This is a genomic window from Pseudomonas sp. B16(2017) (genome assembly GCF_002113205.1).
Classification (GTDB): Bacteria; Pseudomonadota; Gammaproteobacteria; order Pseudomonadales; family Pseudomonadaceae; genus Aquipseudomonas; species Aquipseudomonas pharyngis.
On record NZ_NEKA01000012.1, the window covers coordinates 44,365 to 61,173 of the forward strand.

Consider the following 16,809-nt stretch of genomic DNA (forward strand, 5'->3'; position numbering starts at 1 on the left):
CGTCCTTCAAGCAGTTTTCGGGATGAGGCGCTCGAACAGCGCCTCCACAGTATTAAAGCGCTCTTCCGGGCGCTCCATCGGCACCTGGAACTTGAACATCGTGGCGCCTTCGAATTTGTAGCGTTTTGGCTGACTCTGGATCAGTTTGATCAGGGTCATCGGGTCGACCGGCGTCTGCGCCGCGAACTCGATGCGTCCGCCTTGCGGACCGCCATCGACTTTCTTGATACCCAGTTGCTCGGCCTGCAATTTCAGCGCCGTGATGCGCACCAGATTCTTGGTTGGCTCCGGCAGCAGACCAAAGCGGTCAATCATCTCGACCTGCAGATCCTTCAGACCTTCCTCGTCGGTGGCCGAAGCGATGCGTTTGTAAAGGATCAGGCGTGCGTGAACGTCCGGCAGGTAATCTTCCGGAATCAGCGCCGGCACCCGCAGGTTGACCTCCGGGCCACCGCCGAGCGGTTGATCGAGGTTCGGCTGTTCGCCCTTGCGGATCGACTTCACCGCGCGCTCGAGCATTTCCATGTACAGCGTGAATCCAACGGCCTGAATCTGCCCGCTCTGGCCGTCGCCCAGCAGTTCGCCGGCGCCACGGATTTCCAGGTCGTTGGTGGCCAGTACGAAGCCCGCACCCAGATCCTGAGTATTGGCAATCGCCTCCAGGCGTTTTTCCGCATCACCAGTGATTTGCTGGCGAGGCGGAGTCAGCAGGTAGGCGTAAGCCTGGTGGTGGCTACGGCCAACGCGGCCGCGCAACTGGTGCAACTGCGCGAGGCCGAACTTGTCGGCGCGCTCGATGATAATGGTGTTGGCGCTCGGAACGTCGATGCCGGTCTCGATGATGGTCGAGGCGATCAGCACGTTGAAGCGCTTGTGGTAGAAGTCGCTCATCACCTGTTCGAGCTCGCGCTCGCGCATCTGCCCGTGGCCGATGCCGATTCGTGCTTCCGGCACCAGTTCGGCCAGTTCGGCGGCGCATTTCTCGATGGTCTTCACGTCGTTGTGCAGGTAATAGACCTGACCGCCACGCAGCAACTCACGCAGCAGGGCTTCTTTGACCGTGCTCTTGTTCTGCTCCATGACGAAGGTGCGCACCGACAGGCGTCGCGCCGGCGGCGTGGCGATGATCGACAGGTCGCGCATGCCCGACACCGCCATGTTCAGCGTGCGCGGAATCGGCGTGGCGGTCAGCGTAAGAATGTCGACTTCGCTGCGCAGGGCCTTGAGCTGCTCCTTCTGACGGACGCCGAAACGGTGCTCTTCGTCGATGATCACCAGCCCGAGGTTTTTGATTTTGACGTCATCCTGCAGCAACTTGTGAGTGCCGATGACGATGTCGATATTGCCTTCGGCCAGTTGGGCCACCGCAGCGTTGACTTCCTTGGCCGACTTGAAGCGGCTCATCACTTCCACGGTCACCGGCCAGTCGGCGAAGCGGTCGCGGAAGCTGTTGTAATGCTGCTGGGCGAGCAGGGTGGTCGGCACCAGGATCGCCACTTGCTTGCCGCCGTGCACGGCGATGAACGCGGCGCGCATGGCGACTTCGGTCTTGCCGAAACCCACGTCGCCGCAGACCAGGCGATCCATCGGTTTCGGCGCGAGCATGTCTTCGCGCACGGCTTCGATGGTGGATTGCTGGTCCGGAGTTTCTTCGAACGGGAAACCGGCGCTGAACGTCGCGTAATCGGCCTTCGGATCGGCAAACGCATAACCTTCGCGGGCGGCGCGACGGGCGTAGATGTCGAGCAATTCGGCAGCCACGTCGCGGACCTGTTCAGCGGCCTTGCGCTTGGCTTTCTGCCAGGTCTCGGAGCCGAGGCGGTGCAGCGGGGCCAAGGCATCGTCGCTGCCGGTGTAGCGGGCGATCAAATGCAGGTTGGCCACGGGCACGTAGAGCTTGGCGTTCTCGGCATACTCGAGGGTCAGGAATTCGGCAGCCTGATTGTCGATTTCCAGAATCGTCAGGCCGAGATAACGACCGACACCATGGTCGATGTGCACCACCGGCGCGCCTTCGCGCAGCTCGGTGAGGTTCTTGATCACCGCATCGTTGTTGGCATCGGCGCGCTTTTCGCGACGGCGACGCTGCATCACGCGCTGGCCGAACAGCGGACTTTCCGCGACCAGTGCCAGCGCCGGGTCGTCCAGCATCAGGCCTTCGTCGAGCGGGGCAATGGTGATCGCCAGACGATCCTTGCTCGCGACAAAGTCCGGCCAGCTGTCGACGGTTTTCGGGCGCAGCTTCAGGCGCTCGAGCAATTCCAGCAGCACTTCGCGACGACCTGCGGATTCGGCGGTGAACAGCACGCGTCCGGGGAATTCATCGAGGAATGCCGAGAGTGCAGCAAGCGGCTGGGTAGCTTTGGCTTCGATCGCCAGATTCGGCAAGGCCTGCGCCGGGAAGCGCTCGCGGCCGACGCCAGTTTCCACGTCCTGCTGGCTGGCGACCACGCGCGGCCAGTTCTTCAGGCGGGCGAAGCAATCTTCCACCGGCAGGAACAGTTCGGCCGGCGGCAATAAAGGACGCGATGGATCGACGCGGCGCTCTTCATAACGGTTGCGCACATCGTTCCAGAAGTTTTCCGCCGCCTGCTCGATGCCCGGCAGCGAGAACACCTGGGTGTCTTGCGGCAGGTAATCGAACAGGGTCGAGGTTTCTTCGAAGAACAGTGGCAGGTAGTACTCGATACCGGCCGGCGTGATGCCGCTGCTCAGGTCCTGGAAGATCGGGCAGCGGCGGAAATCGACGTCGAAGCGCTCGCGAAAGCGCGCCTTGAAGCGGGTGACCGCCTCTTTTTGCAGTGGGAATTCCTTGGCCGGCAGCAGCTTGACCGAATCGACCTTTTCAATGGAACGCTGGTTTTCCGGGTCGAAAGTGCGCAGGGTTTCGATTTCGTCGTCGAACAAGTCGATGCGATAGGGCAGTTTGCTGCCCATCGGGAACAGGTCGATCAGTGCACCGCGTACGGTGAACTCGCCGTGCTCGTAGACGGTGTCGACGTAGCGGTAGCCGCTGGCTTCGAGCCGCGAGCGCATTTGCTCGACATCGAGTTTCTGCCCGACATCCAGCACCAGGCTGCTGCCGAGCAGGAATTTGGTCGGCGCCAGACGGTGCAGGGCGGTGGTGATCGGCACCACCAGCACGCCATGTTCCAGTTCCGGCAGTCTATAAAGGCTGGCGATGCGCTGAGAAATGATGTCCTGGTGCGGCGAAAACAGATCGTAGGGCAGGGTTTCCCAGTCCGGGAAATGCAGCACCGGCAAATCCGGGGCGAAGAAACTCAGCTCCTGTTCCAGCCGTTCGGCACTCTGGCTGTCGGCGGTCAAAAGCAGCGTGAAGCGCTTGGCAGCGCTGGCAGCCTCGGCAATCGCCAGGCTCAGGGCGGCACCGGGGAGGTTGCCCCAGTGCTGTTTACCTGCCGCAGCAGGGAGAAGCGGTAGACGCAGAACAGGCACGGAAGGTTGAGCTCCAGGCGTTGCGACAAAGTCGGTAATTGTAGCGGCGTCCGGTGCCGCCTGTCAGTTGCAGGATGCGTCTATCTGCACCGTTTGGGAAAAATGTAGTGGTAACCATAAAAACCAGCGCTTTTTTTACGGTTATGTAGTGCCAAAAGTCGGTGGTGTTACGGAGGGTTACAGACATCGTCTAACAGTCGTCGAAAAACTGACTGCGCTGGAAGCCCCGGTTTTACTGGGCTGGCGGAGAGCGTTATTTTTTTGGACGGGTTTTTGTTACCGATTGCGCGACAGGCGCGCATTGCTACAAGAGGTTCTCGGCGGCATAATGTAGCCCCTTTTTTCTGCCCCTACATGTGGAAGGTTACCGTGACTCAGAAGCCCGACCAGTGTCTTGGTGAATGGATCGACCGTGAAGCACTCGCAGAAGCGATGATTCCGCTTATCGGTCAGCTCTACCGCAACAACAACGTGGTGAGCTCGATCTATGGCCGCAGCCTGATCAACCAGTCTGTCATCGCGATTCTCAAAGCTCACCGCTTTGCTCGCCACCGCTCTGCCGACGACAGCGAACTCTCCGTCCACGAAACATTCCCACTGCTCAAGGCCATGAGCGAGCTCAAGCTCGGCGCGGCCTCGGTAGATCTGGGCAAGCTGGCGTACAAATTCCGTAACGAAGGCAACGGCCGCACCGCCGAGCAGTTCGTGCGTGAAGAAATGGCTGACGTGGTTGGCCAGCAAAACGCTTCGGCCCGCAAAGGCACCGACGTTGTGCTGTACGGCTTCGGTCGTATCGGCCGTCTGCTGGCGCGTATCCTGATCGAGAAAACCGGTGGCGGCGACGGCCTGCGTCTGCGTGCCATCGTGGTGCGCAAGGGCGCCGAAAACGACCTGACCAAACGCGCCAGCCTGCTGCGTCGCGATTCGGTACACGGTTCGTTCAACGGCACCATCACCATCGACGAAGAAAACAACACCATCACCGCCAACGGCAACCTGATCCAGGTTATCTACGCGAAGAACCCTACCGAAGTGGACTACACCCAGTACGGCATCAAAGATGCGCTGCTGGTGGACAACACCGGTGTATGGCGTGATGCCGATGGCCTGGGCCAGCACCTGGCGTGCCCGGGTATCGACCGCGTTGTTCTGACCGCACCTGGCAAGGGCAAGCTGAAGAACATCGTTCACGGTATCAACCACAACGAAATCACGGCTGACGACAAGATCGTGTCCGCCGCTTCCTGCACCACCAACGCCATTGTGCCGGTGCTGAAAGCCGTGAATGACAAGTTCGGCATCATCAACGGTCACGTCGAAACCGTTCACTCGTACACCAACGACCAGAACCTGATCGACAACTTCCACAAAGGCGATCGCCGTGGCCGTAGCGCCGCGCTGAACATGGTGATCACCGAGACCGGTGCTGCCACCGCTGCTGCCAAGGCCCTGCCTGAGCTGGCCGGCAAGCTGACCGGTAACGCGATCCGCGTTCCGACGCCGAACGTGTCCATGGCCATTCTCAACCTGAACCTTGAGAAAGCCGCCTCCCGTGAAGAGATGAACGAGTACCTGCGCTACATGGCGCTGCACTCCGATCTGCACAAGCAAATCGACTTCGTCAATTCGCAGGAAGTGGTTTCGACCGACTTCGTTGGCTCGCGCCACGCCGGTGTGGTCGACGCTGAAGCGACCATCGTTCAGGACAACCGCGTTGTTCTGTACGTCTGGTACGACAACGAGTTCGGCTACAGCTGCCAGGTGGTTCGCGTGATGGAGGACATGGCCGGTGTAAACCCGCCAGCGTTCCCGCGCTAAGCCTTAGCTGCAATTGAAAACGCCCCGACTCTGGTCGGGGCGTTTTTGTTTGCGCGCGATTTGCCTTAGCGGGGGATGGCGGCTTGGGCCGTGCGCAGTTCGTGCCTGTTGCCACGGAATAGCACCAGCGTGGCGATCAGGCCCAATACGGCTGCGCCACTGAGCCAGATCCCCGGCGCCGCCTTGTTGTCCAGCACATGAATCAGATAAGTGCAGGCCGCCGGGGTAAAGCCACCGAAGGTCGCGGTCGCCAGGCTGTAGGCCAGCGAGAAACCGGTCGTACGAACTTCTACCGGCATGATTTCGGTGAGTGCCACCACCATTGCCCCGTTGTACGAGCCGTACAGGAAGGACAGCCACAGCTCGACGATCAGCAAATGGCTGAAGCTCGGGTTCGCCACCAGCCACGACAGCGCCGGATAAGCGGTCAGGATCGCCAGAATCGTCGCCGCCAGCAGTAGGGGTTTACGCCCAACCTTGTCAGACACCGCGCCCATCACCGGCAGCCAGAAGAAGTTCGACAGACCGATGCACACGGTCACCAGCAACGCATCGAAGTCCGACAGGTGCAGTTCCGCCTTGCCGAACGTCGGTGTGTAGGCCGTGATCAGGTAGAACGACACCGTGGTCATGACCACCAACGCCATGCCGGCGATGACGATGCCAAAGTTCTGACCGATCGAACGGATGATTTCCTGCAGGGTAGGGCGATGTTTGCGCGCCTGGAACTCCGGAGTTTCCTCCAGCGAGCGGCGGATGACGAAAATCACCGGGACGATCATGCAGCCGATCAGGAACGGCACGCGCCAGCCCCAGTCGCCCATCTGTTCCGGGCTCAGCCAGTGGTTGAGGCCGACCCCGAGCAGGCCGGCGAATACCACCGCCGCCTGCTGGCTGGCGGACTGCCAACTGACGAAAAAGCCCTTGCGGCCCGGTGTGGCGATTTCCGCCAGATACACCGACACACCGCCCAATTCGACGCCGGCCGAGAAACCTTGCAGCAATCGCCCGAACAGCACGATCAGCGGTGCAGCGACGCCCAGGGTGGCGTAGCCCGGCACGCAGGCAATCAGCACGGTGCCGGCCGCCATCATGGCCAGCGTGATGATCAGGCCTTGGCGCCGGCCGTGTCGGTCGATGTAGGCACCGAGAAAAATCGCCCCCAACGGACGCATCAGGAAGCCGGCGCCGAAAGTGGCCAAGGAAAGCATGAGGGACGCGAAGGCGCTGTCGGTAGGGAAGAAGGTCTTGGCAATGGCCGTGGCATAGAAGCCGTAGACCATAAAGTCGAACATCTCGAGAAAGTTGCCGCTGACAACGCGAAAAATCGCCTTGCCTTTGCCGGTCGTGGAAGACATGGATAGGTACTCGCTCTAAATCTTGTAAGAAAGCGTTGCGCTCGTAGCCCATAATGGCCGGCGCGGTTTTGCGGGGAGATGAAGAATTGTTAACTGGACGCTGGGTGATTCTCGTGCTGCTGACCGGGTTTTTGTCCGGCTGCGGCAACGGTGATTCCCTGGAGACTTTCGGCGGCCCGACGATGGGCAGCACCTATTCGATCAAGTACGTGCGCCACGCCAATCTGCCTGCGCCGCAGGAGGTGCGTGTCGAAGTGGAAAAAATCCTCGCGGACGTCGACCGGCAGATGTCGACTTACCGTGCGGACTCCGACATCTCGCGCTTCAATGCATTGCCGGCTGATCGCTGTCAGGTCATGCCCGCGCCGGTCCTTGAATTGATCCGCGTGGGCGAGCAGCTGTCGCAACAAAGCGAAGGCTCCTACGACCTCACCGTAGAACCGCTGATGAATTTGTGGGGTTTCGGCCCGCAAGGCCGTGAAGAAAAAGTCCCGGATGTGGCGGCGCTGGCCGAAGTGCGGCAGCGCGTCGGTCATCAGCACCTGCGCATCGACGGTGACCGGTTGTGCAAGGACGCGGCGGTCGAGGTGGATTTCAACAGCATCGCCGCCGGTTACGCGGTCGACACCATTGCCGCGCGGCTCCAGGCTCTGGGCATACATGATTACCTTGCCGAAGCCACCGGCGAGCTCAAGGCATCCGGCAAGAAGCCCGACGGTTCGCCATGGCGCATCGCACTGGAAGAACCGCGCGACGATCAGCAGCTTGCAGAGCGCGTCATCAATGTCGATGGCTACGGCCTCTCCACGTCCGGCGACTACCGCAACTTTTTTCAGCAGGATGGCCGGCGTTATTCCCACACCTTCGATGCCCGGACCGGTGCGCCGGTCCTGCATGACTTGGCGTCGGTCACGGTAATTCATCCTTCAGCGCTGATGGCCGATGGACTATCGACGCTGTTGCTGATTCTCGGCCCTGAAAGGGCCTGGGACTATGCCGAAAAACACGACATTGGTGCATTCTTTGTGATTCGTGCCGATAAAGGTTTCGTCACACGCACCAGTCACGCGTTCGAACGGCTCAGTGGCGCAAAAGTTGACTGAGAACAGTACGAAAGCTGGCGTTGTAGTGCATGCAAAAGTAGCCTACGACGCGACCAAGGGTTAATGTGCGCGGCGTTGACGCTTCTATAGACTGTGTCCGGGTTTTCTACTGGCCCCCAATTGTTCCTTCGCGCCGTCGTTCGGCGTGATTTAGCCGCCGGTGCTGCTGGCATCGCGGCCTGTTCTGAGGAGTACGCATGGCTGTCTACAACTACGACGTGGTGGTGCTGGGTTCCGGCCCGGCGGGAGAAGGCGCGGCAATGAACGCCGCCAAAGCAGGGCGCAAGGTGGCGATGGTCGACAGCCGTCGCCAGGTCGGCGGCAACTGCACCCACCTGGGCACCATCCCGTCCAAGGCCCTGCGTCACTCGGTGCGGCAGATCATGCAGTTCAACACCAACCCGATGTTCCGTGCGATCGGCGAGCCGCGCTGGTTCTCCTTCCCGGACGTGTTGAAAAGCGCCGAGAAAGTCATTTCCAAACAAGTCGCTTCGCGTACCGGCTACTACGCCCGTAACCGCGTCGACGTGTTCTTCGGTACCGGCAGCTTCGCCGACGAGCAAACCATCGAAGTGGTCTGCGCCAACGGCGTGGTCGAGAAACTGGTGGCCAAGCACATCATCATCGCCACCGGTTCGCGTCCTTATCGCCCGGCGGACATCGATTTCCACCACCCGCGTATCTACGATAGCGACACCATCCTCAGCCTCGGCCACACCCCGCGCAAACTGATCGTTTACGGCGCCGGCGTGATCGGTTGCGAATACGCCTCGATCTTCAGCGGTCTGGGCGTGCTGGTCGAGCTGGTGGACAACCGTGGTCAGTTGTTGAGCTTCCTCGACTCGGAAATCTCCCAGGCGTTGAGCTACCACTTCAGCAACAACAACATCACCGTGCGTCACAACGAAGAGTATGACCGCGTCGAAGGCGTGGACAACGGCGTGATCCTGCACCTGAAGTCCGGCAAGAAGATCAAGGCCGACGCCTTGCTCTGGTGCAACGGCCGTACCGGTAACACCGACCAGTTGGGTCTGGAAAACATCGGGGTCAAGGTCAACAGCCGTGGCCAGATCGAAGTCGACGAGAACTACCGCACCTGCGTGCAGAATATCTATGGCGCCGGTGACGTGATCGGCTGGCCGAGCCTGGCCAGTGCCGCCCACGACCAGGGCCGTTCCGCCGCTGGCAGCATCGTCGACAATGGCAGCTGGCGTTTCGTGAATGACGTGCCGACCGGCATCTACACCATTCCGGAGATCAGCTCGATCGGCAAGAACGAGCAGGAACTGACCCAGGCCAAAGTGCCGTACGAAGTGGGCAAGGCGTTCTTCAAGAGCATGGCGCGTGCACAGATCGCCGGCGAGCCGCAAGGCATGCTGAAGATCCTGTTCCACCGTGAAACCCTCGAAGTGCTCGGCGTTCACTGCTTCGGTTATCAGGCGTCGGAGATCGTGCACATCGGTCAGGCGATCATGAACCAGCCGGGCGAACTGAATACCCTGAAGTATTTCGTCAACACGACGTTCAACTACCCGACCATGGCCGAAGCCTATCGGGTAGCGGCGTACGACGGCCTCAACCGGCTTTTTTGACGGGCTCCGGCCGGTGGCCTGAGCCGGCCGGGGAGACCGATTTCAGCCATTCCCGAGGGTGGCAGTGGCCAAACCGGGAAAGTCTGTAATCAGGCTGTCAACGCCGAAGTCAGCGAGTCTGCGCATCAGCGCAGGCTCGTTGACGGTCCACACCGACACATGTAGCCCCTGACGCTGCGCCTTTTGCAGGCGTTCCGGCGTACTCAGCGTCCAGTTCAACGCCAGAATCTCGCAACCGTAACTCTGTGCGACCTTCAACGGGTCGAGCCAGGCGTATTCGGCCACCAGGCCGCGCGATACGTCGGGCACCAGATCCAGTGCAGCCTTCAACACTTCCCGCGAACTCGAGGTGATTGTCACTTTGTCGAGCAGCCCGTGTCTGACTGCCATTTCACGGATCGCCAGCACGGTGGTCGCGGCGCGGGTGCGAGAAGCGCTTTTGACTTCCAGCTGCCAGTGCTCGAAATCACACTTTTCGAACAGTTCTTCCAGCGTTGGAATCGGGCATGGCTTGATCCAGCCTGGACCGCCCTTGCGCGCGTCGTAGGTCACCAGCTCGGCGGCGGTGTGCTCGACTACCTTGCCGCGCCGGTCGGTGGTGCGCTTGAGGGTCGGGTCGTGGATGACCATCAGCTCGCCGTCCTTGGACAGGTGCAGGTCCAGCTCGCAACGGCGAACGCCGTGCTTGAGACATTCCTGAAAACTGCTCAGGGTGTTTTCCGGTGCTTCGCCCTTGGCGCCGCGGTGGCCGTAGATAAGGGTCACGGTTCTTCCTTAATTTAGATGCCTGATTCGTTCTGTTCGCGGGCCAAGCGTCGTTCCTGGGCCTGCTTCTGCAAGATATAGCGGGCGAGCAACTGGCGCTGGGCGTCGGTCAGGTGTTCGAACTCGGTGCCGACGTCGTAGCCGTCGCCCTTGCGGTCGCAATGGGTCACGCGGGCGCGCAGCAGCAGGCCAAGCGCCTGGGGCATCAGAACCAGTTTCACCGACAGGTGCACGCCGGTGGCGATCGGGGTAGGGTGCTGAAAGTCGATGCCGCCCTCGGAGATGATCACCGGTTGCGGCTCGCCGATATGGCCGAGCACGGTCAGGGCGACCACCTGGCTGAGCAGGTCGATGCGTTTGTTCTGGGATTTCAGGAACGCCGCGATGGCGCGGTCGCGTTCACTGATCTGGCGCAGCAGGTGCTGCGACTCGAATTCGCTCAGGTGCAGTTCGCTGAGCAGGTTGAACAGTGGAGAAGCATCCTGCAACACTTCCTGGCCTGCGGCTTCGGGAGCGGACAGGGGCCGAATTTCCAGTGCGATCGTGTCCTCGATACGGTAGTATTCGCGGCGATCTTCTTCATCTAATGTCGACATGGCGAACCCATGGTAGCGGCGGTGGTCTGAGTGTAAAGCTGGTTATCGACCCCCGCCACAAGGACGTTCCTTTTCCCTCCGAACAAGCCCCGACATGTTCAGACCTCTCTTCGTATTTATCGGCACGCGTTATACCCGTGCAAAGCGTCGCAATCATTTTGTGTCATTCATTTCCCTGACTTCGATGATCGGGCTCGCCCTTGGCGTGGTCGTGATGATCGTGGTGCTGTCGGTGATGAACGGCTTCGATCATGAGATGCGCACCCGCGTGCTGGGCATGGTGCCCCACGCGACCATCGAGTCCGGTGAAGCCATCAACGACTGGCCGAGCCTGGCCGCCAAGGTCAAGCAGAACCCGCAGGTGGCGGCCGTCGCGCCGTTCACCCAGATGCAGGGGTTGCTGACCAACAACGGCCAGGTGTCCAAGGTGTTGCTCAATGCCATCGATCCGGCGCTGGAGCGCAACGTCTCGATCATCGACAACTTCATGAAGCAGGGCAAACTCGACGATTTGACGCCGGGCAGCTTCGGCATCGTAATTGGCGACAAGGCCGCGACCAAGCTCGGCGTGGGCCTCGGTGACAAGATCACCTTCGTCGCGCCGGAGGTCAGTGTGACCCCGGCCGGGATGTTCCCGCGCATGAAGCGCTTCACCGTGGTCGGCATCTTCCATGTCGGCGCCGGTGAACTGGACGGCTATCTGGGCGTGACCAACCTGCAGGATCTGGCGAAGATGCATCGCTGGAAGCCTGATCAGGTGCAGGGCCTGCGCCTGAAGTTCGACGATCTGTTCCAGGCCCCGCGTGAGGCGTGGAACATCGCCCAGCGCCTCGGCGAAGACCGTTACTACGCCCGCGACTGGACCCGTACCCACGGCAACCTGTATCAGGCGATCCGCATGGAAAAAGCCATGATCGGCCTGCTGTTGCTGCTGATCGTCGCGGTGGCGGCTTTCAACATCATTTCCACGCTGGTGATGGTGGTGAATGACAAGAAGGGCGATATCGCCATTCTGCGCACACTGGGCGCCACGCCGGGCACGATCATGCGCACGTTCATGGTGCAGGGCACGGTGATCGGCGTGGTCGGCACGGCCATCGGCGCCGTGGTCGGGATCTTCGCCGCGCTCAACGTCAGCGCCGCGATTTCCGCCCTCGAAGGCGTGATCGGACACAAATTCCTCAACGCCGACGTGTATTTCATCGATTACCTGCCGTCGCAGGTGCAGAGCCAGGACGTGGTCATGGTCTGCGCCGCTGCGTTGGTCCTGAGTTTCCTCGCCACCCTGTATCCAGCCTGGCGTGCCGCGCGCACCCAGCCGGCGGAGGCGCTACGTTATGAGTGAGTCGGGCATGAGTGAAAAAGCAATCTTGAGCTGCCGCAACCTGGGCAAATCCTACGAGGAAGGCCCGGAGTCGGTGGAAGTGCTGGCCAACCTGCAACTGGAACTGCATCCGGGCGAGCGGGTGGCGATCGTCGGCAAATCCGGTTCGGGCAAAAGTACCTTGCTCAACCTGCTGGGCGGTCTCGACACGCCAACCAAGGGCGGTGTCTGGCTCGACGGTGAAGAGCTTTCGGCGCTGAGCGAGAAGAAGCGGGGTCTGCTGCGTAACCGTGCCCTCGGGTTCGTGTACCAGTTCCACCACCTGCTGCCGGAATTCACCGCGCTGGAAAACGTCTGCATGCCGCTGCTGATCGGCAAGACCGCGATCCCGGAAGCACGTCAGCGTGCCACGGCGTTGCTGGAGCGGGTCGGTCTGGGCCATCGCCTGGAACACAAACCGGCAGAGCTGTCCGGTGGCGAACGCCAGCGCGTGGCCATCGCCCGGGCGCTGGTGAACAATCCAGGGCTGGTGATGCTCGACGAGCCGACCGGCAACCTCGACTCCCACACCGCTGAAGGCATTCAGGATCTGATGCTGGAACTCAGCACTTCGATGCGCACGGCGTTTCTGGTGGTGACTCACGACATGAACCTGGCTCGCCAGATGGACCGCGTCCTGCAACTGCAGGAAGGTTGCCTGACCCCCATCTGACGGCTTGAAACTCGATGCCTGAAAAGGCATCGGGTCTTTTATTTTTATACGGTGCCCCAGCGAATGTTCAGACCGTTATCGATCTTTATCGGCACGCGCTATACCCGCGCCAAGCGCCGCAATCGCTTTGTTTCGTTCATCTCGATGACCTCGATGATCGGCCTCGCCCTCGGCGTGCTGGCAATGATCGTGGTGTTGTCGGTGATGAACGGCTTCCAGCGCGAAATGAGCTCGCGCATCCTTGGCATGGTGCCCCACGCGACCATCGTCGGCGTCAAGCCGATCGACGACTGGCAGCCAGTGGCCGCCGCCGCGATGAAGAACCCGGAAGTGACCGCCGCCGTGCCGTTCACCGAGATGGAAGGCATGCTGTCCTACAAGGGCATGATGCAGCCGATCCAGATCAGCGGCGTCGACCCGGCCCAGGAAGGCAAGGTGTCGATCGTTGCCCAGCACATTGTTCAGGGTCGTCTCGATGCCTTGAAACCGGGTGAGTTCGGCGTAGTGCTGGGCGAAATCACCGCTCGGCGTTTTCGCCTCAACGTCGGCGACAAGATCACCCTGATCGTGCCGGAAGTCAGCACTGCACCGGGCGGCATCACCCCGCGCATGCAGCGTCTGAACGTGGTCGGCGTGTTCAAGGTTGGCGCCGAACTCGACGGTTCCATGGGCCTGATCCACGTCTCCGACGCCGCGACCATGCAGCACTGGGAGCCGAATCAGGTGCAGAGCGTGCGTCTGGCGGTGAAGGATCTGTACGCCGCGCCGAAGGTTTCCTCGGACATTGCCAGCGGCCTCGGCGCCGATTTCAAGGCTGACGACTGGACCCACACCCAGGGCAGTCTGTTCAGCGCGATGAAGATGGAAAAAACCATGATCGGCCTGTTGCTGCTGATGATCGTCGCGGTGGCGGCGTTCAACATCATCGCGACCCTGATCATGGTGGTGAACGACAAAGGCGCGGACATCGCGATCCTGCGCACCATCGGCGCCACGCCACGGCAGATCATGGCGATCTTCATGGTGCAGGGCACGGTGATCGGCATCGTCGGCACCATCATTGGTGGCGTGCTGGGTGTGATTGCGGCGCTGAACGTCAGTGAGATGGTGGGCTGGGTCGAGCGGGTGACCGGGCAGCACATCTTCAGTTCGGACGTGTATTTCGTCAGCAACCTGCCATCGGAATTGCAGGGCGGCGACGTGCTGCTGATCTGCTCGGCGGGCTTCATCCTCAGCTTCCTGGCCACGGTTTACCCGGCCTGGCGAGCGGCAAAGATCGAACCGGCGCACGCGTTGCGCTATTCGTAAGTTCCCCCATTGAGGCCGGCATTGCCGGCCTCAGTCGCTTTTCGGCAACTCAATCACAAACCGCGTCCAGCCCTGAGCCGATTCGCAATGAATCTGCCCGCCATGAGCCCGGATGATCGACTGAGTAATCGCCAGCCCCAATCCCGCATGCTCGCTGCTGCCTTCCTGGCGCGCCGGATCCGCCCGGTAGAACCGGTCAAACAAACGCGGCAACAAGTCCGCAGAAATCCCTTCGCCACTGTTCTCCACGGTCACCCTCAAGGATTTCGCCTGCTCGGTGACCCGAATGCGCACCTCGCCGTTTGCAGGGGTAAAGCGCAACGCGTTATCCAGCAGATTCGATAGCGCCCGGCGCAACATCGCGCGATCCCCCTCGAGCTGCCCCGCACCGTCACGGCTCAGGATGACCTGAGCGTCTTCGGCCAGCGGCGCAAAAAACTCCAGCAACGCATCGGCTTCTTCAGCCAGCTCCAGCGGTTCACGCTTGGGCACCAGCAAACCGTGGTCAGCCTTGGCCAGATAAAGCATGTCGTTGACCAACTGCGCCATCCACTGCAGCTCTTCGAGGTTGCTGTGCAGTGCCTCGCGATAGTCTTCGAGAGGGCGAGGGCGGGTCAGGGTGACCTGGGTGTGGGTCAGCAGATTGGAAAGTGGTGTGCGCAGCTCATGGGCGATGTCGGCGGAGAACGCTGAAAGCCGCTGAAAAGAATCGTCGAGGCGTCCGAGCATGGCGTTGAAGCTGTGGGCCAATTCCGCGAGCTCTGCAGGCATCCGCGCTTCCGGCAGTCGGGCATTCAGCGATTGCGCCGAAATCCCACGGGCCACGGCACTCATGCGCCGTAACGGGCGAAGACCGCTGCGGGCAGCCCAGGCGCCGAGCAGCGCGGTGGCCAGCGCGGAGAGGCCGACAGTTAGCCAGATCAGATGCTGCATGCGTTGCAGGAAGTGCTGGTGGTGGGTGATGTCCAGCAGCAAGGTCAATTGCGGGGAATCGGATTTTCCCGGTTCAAGCGCGGCGTTGAGCAGGCGATAGTCGGTGCCGTTGTCGCTGATGGTGGCCAGGCCGGGCTGTTGCGGCAGGTTTGCGGGGGTATGCAACGAGCGCCCAAACCAGCGCTGGCCCTCAGGGCCGCTGACGCGCAACGTGATATCGCCCTGCTGGCTCAACTCGTCGGTGATGTGCGCTGCGTCGCTACCACTCAGCAGTGTCTGACGCACGCTGAGCAGTTTTCCTTCGAGCAGTTGCTGGTCGAGCTCGATGAAGTGGCCCTCGCTGGCCCGATTGAAAACGACCCCGGCGACCAGCGAAACCACGGCGGTACAGCCTGCAAACAACAGTGCCAGCCGGCCGCTCAAGGACAGTCTGCGCATCAGTCGGCACGCTCTTCAAGGACGTAACCCATGCCGCGAACGGTGTGAATCAGCTTGTTGGGGAAGTCGTCGTCGATCTTCAGGCGCAGTCGGCGAATCGCTACTTCGATGACGTTGGTGTCGCTGTCGAAGTTCATGTCCCAGACCTGTGAAGCGATCAGCGATTTGGGCAGCACTTCGCCCTGGCGGCGCAGGAGCATTTCCAGCAGGGCGAACTCCTTGGCGGTGAGGTCGATGCGTTGACCGCTGCGTTCGACCCGGCGGCGAATCAGGTCCAGGCTCAGATCGGCCAGGCGCAGGCTGGTTTCCTGGGGCGTGGAACTGCCGCGACGCAACAGGCTGCGCACCCGCGCGAGCAGTTCGGAGAAGGCGAACGGTTTGACCAGATAATCGTCGGCGCCCAGTTCGAGACCATGCACACGGTCTTCAACGGTGTCCTTTGCGGTCAAAAACAGGATCGGCGTTTCCAGACCGGCGCTGCGCACCGCTTGCAGGATTTGCCAGCCATTGCGTCCGGGCAGCATCACGTCGAGGATCAGCAGCGCATAGTCGCCACTCAACGCCAATTGCTGGCCGGTGGTGCCGTCGGCCACCAGTTCGGTGTTGAAACCGGCCTCGGTCAGGCCCTGGCGCAGGTACTGGCCGGTTTTGGGTTGGTCTTCGACGATCAGCAGTTTCATGGGCGACTCGGGTAGCGGGAACGAGGACGTTATACCGTGGGCAAACGCGGTGAGCGCCAACCTGACAAAGTTGTAATCTGCCTGTCAGGTCGCTGCCAGCGCAGGCGGGCTAGAGTTTCCCACAGGCTGAACCTTGATTTGTTGGAGTACGACTATGTTTTTGCGCAACCGTCTGGCCCTTGCCGCGTGTCTGCTGGCGCTCAATTCGCCGCTGTGGGCAGCGCCGGCGCACACCTATGACTTCGGCCAGCCGGCCCCGGCGGCCAAGGCCAGCCGCAGCATTGAAGTGGTGATGGGCGACATGAGCTTCGATCCGAAGGCGATCGAGATCAAGGCCGGTGAGACCGTTCGTTTTGTGCTGGTGAATAAAGGCCGGTTGCTGCATGAATTCAACCTTGGCGACGCGGCGATGCATGCAAAACATCAGCAGGAAATGTTGCAGATGCAGCAAAGCGGCATGCTGACGCCGACCGGCATGAAGGAAATGTCCCACGACATGGCGGGCATGGATCACGGCTCGATGGGGCATGGCATGAAGCATGACGACCCCAACAGCGTGCTGGTGGAGCCGGGCAAGACCGCCGAGTTGACCTGGACCTTCAGCAAAGCGGTGAACCTGGAATTTGCCTGCAACATTCCCGGCCACTACCAGGCCGGAATGGTCGGCAAACTGACTGTCAGTCAGTAAGCACTCAAAGGCGGGAGCAAAGGCTGGTAGAATCCGCT

13 protein-coding genes are annotated in these 16,809 nt (G+C 61.1%); 7 read left to right on the forward strand and 6 right to left on the reverse strand.

The window, feature by feature from the left end; all coding sequences use genetic code 11:
* Nucleotides 1-6: 6 nt before the first annotated feature.
* Nucleotides 7-3,456, reverse strand: a complete 3,450-nt coding sequence (mfd, locus tag CAG25_RS20440; RefSeq protein WP_085613126.1) for a transcription-repair coupling factor — start codon at nucleotides 3,454-3,456, stop codon at nucleotides 7-9.
* Between the two features lie 354 nt (nucleotides 3,457-3,810).
* Here mfd and CAG25_RS20445 point away from each other — a divergent pair, with 354 nt between their 5' ends.
* Nucleotides 3,811-5,274 (forward strand): glyceraldehyde-3-phosphate dehydrogenase, encoded by a 1,464-nt coding sequence (locus tag CAG25_RS20445; RefSeq protein WP_039772791.1) that lies wholly within the window; start codon nucleotides 3,811-3,813, stop codon nucleotides 5,272-5,274.
* Between the two features lie 65 nt (nucleotides 5,275-5,339).
* Here CAG25_RS20445 and CAG25_RS20450 read toward each other — a convergent pair whose 3' ends face one another.
* A complete protein-coding gene (locus CAG25_RS20450; RefSeq protein WP_039772790.1) occupies nucleotides 5,340-6,632 on the reverse strand; it encodes an MFS transporter in 1,293 nt (430 codons plus the stop codon).
* Between the two features lie 53 nt (nucleotides 6,633-6,685).
* Between CAG25_RS20450 and CAG25_RS20455 the strand changes: the two genes are divergently transcribed.
* Together CAG25_RS20455 and sthA are read left to right on the forward strand one after the other, a co-directional pair.
* Nucleotides 6,686-7,735, forward strand: a complete 1,050-nt coding sequence (locus CAG25_RS20455; protein ID WP_256575419.1) for an FAD:protein FMN transferase — start codon at nucleotides 6,686-6,688, stop codon at nucleotides 7,733-7,735.
* Between the two features lie 197 nt (nucleotides 7,736-7,932).
* The gene (gene sthA, locus CAG25_RS20460; protein ID WP_007953019.1) at nucleotides 7,933-9,327 is read left to right on the forward strand and encodes a Si-specific NAD(P)(+) transhydrogenase; all 1,395 of its coding nucleotides are present in this window, start codon (nucleotides 7,933-7,935) and stop codon (nucleotides 9,325-9,327) included.
* Nucleotides 9,328-9,369: 42 nt separating this feature from the next.
* Here sthA and CAG25_RS20465 read toward each other — a convergent pair whose 3' ends face one another.
* Both CAG25_RS20465 and CAG25_RS20470 read right to left on the reverse strand, forming a co-directional pair.
* Nucleotides 9,370-10,092, reverse strand: coding sequence for a glycerophosphodiester phosphodiesterase family protein (locus CAG25_RS20465; RefSeq protein WP_085613127.1), 723 nt, complete (start codon nucleotides 10,090-10,092; stop codon nucleotides 9,370-9,372).
* Nucleotides 10,093-10,106: 14 nt separating this feature from the next.
* Entirely contained in the window at nucleotides 10,107-10,688 is a 582-nt protein-coding gene (locus tag CAG25_RS20470) for a PilZ domain-containing protein (RefSeq protein ID WP_085613128.1), read from the reverse strand.
* 94 nt (nucleotides 10,689-10,782) lie between these two features.
* Here CAG25_RS20470 and CAG25_RS20475 point away from each other — a divergent pair, with 94 nt between their 5' ends.
* From CAG25_RS20475 to CAG25_RS20485, 3 genes are all read left to right on the forward strand, one after another.
* Nucleotides 10,783-12,033 (forward strand): lipoprotein-releasing ABC transporter permease subunit, encoded by a 1,251-nt coding sequence (locus CAG25_RS20475; RefSeq protein ID WP_039772786.1) that lies wholly within the window; start codon nucleotides 10,783-10,785, stop codon nucleotides 12,031-12,033.
* A gap of 7 nt (nucleotides 12,034-12,040) precedes the next feature.
* The gene (gene lolD / locus CAG25_RS20480; protein WP_162831788.1) at nucleotides 12,041-12,724 is read left to right on the forward strand and encodes a lipoprotein-releasing ABC transporter ATP-binding protein LolD; all 684 of its coding nucleotides are present in this window, start codon (nucleotides 12,041-12,043) and stop codon (nucleotides 12,722-12,724) included.
* Between the two features lie 63 nt (nucleotides 12,725-12,787).
* A complete protein-coding gene (locus CAG25_RS20485; RefSeq protein ID WP_011335181.1) occupies nucleotides 12,788-14,032 on the forward strand; it encodes a lipoprotein-releasing ABC transporter permease subunit in 1,245 nt (414 codons plus the stop codon).
* A 30-nt stretch (nucleotides 14,033-14,062) separates the two neighbouring features.
* Here the strand turns inward: CAG25_RS20485 and CAG25_RS20490 are convergent, their stop codons facing one another.
* Complete coding sequence (locus CAG25_RS20490; protein WP_085613129.1) at nucleotides 14,063-15,403, reverse strand: heavy metal sensor histidine kinase; 1,341 nt, start codon at nucleotides 15,401-15,403, stop codon at nucleotides 14,063-14,065.
* Nucleotides 15,403-16,083, reverse strand: coding sequence for a heavy metal response regulator transcription factor (locus tag CAG25_RS20495; protein WP_011335179.1), 681 nt, complete (start codon nucleotides 16,081-16,083; stop codon nucleotides 15,403-15,405). Before CAG25_RS20495 ends, CAG25_RS20490 begins: the two co-directional genes overlap by 1 nt.
* A gap of 154 nt (nucleotides 16,084-16,237) precedes the next feature.
* Between CAG25_RS20495 and CAG25_RS20500 the strand changes: the two genes are divergently transcribed.
* A complete protein-coding gene (locus CAG25_RS20500; protein WP_085613130.1) occupies nucleotides 16,238-16,771 on the forward strand; it encodes a plastocyanin/azurin family copper-binding protein in 534 nt (177 codons plus the stop codon).
* The last annotated feature ends 38 nt before the right edge of the window (nucleotides 16,772-16,809 follow it).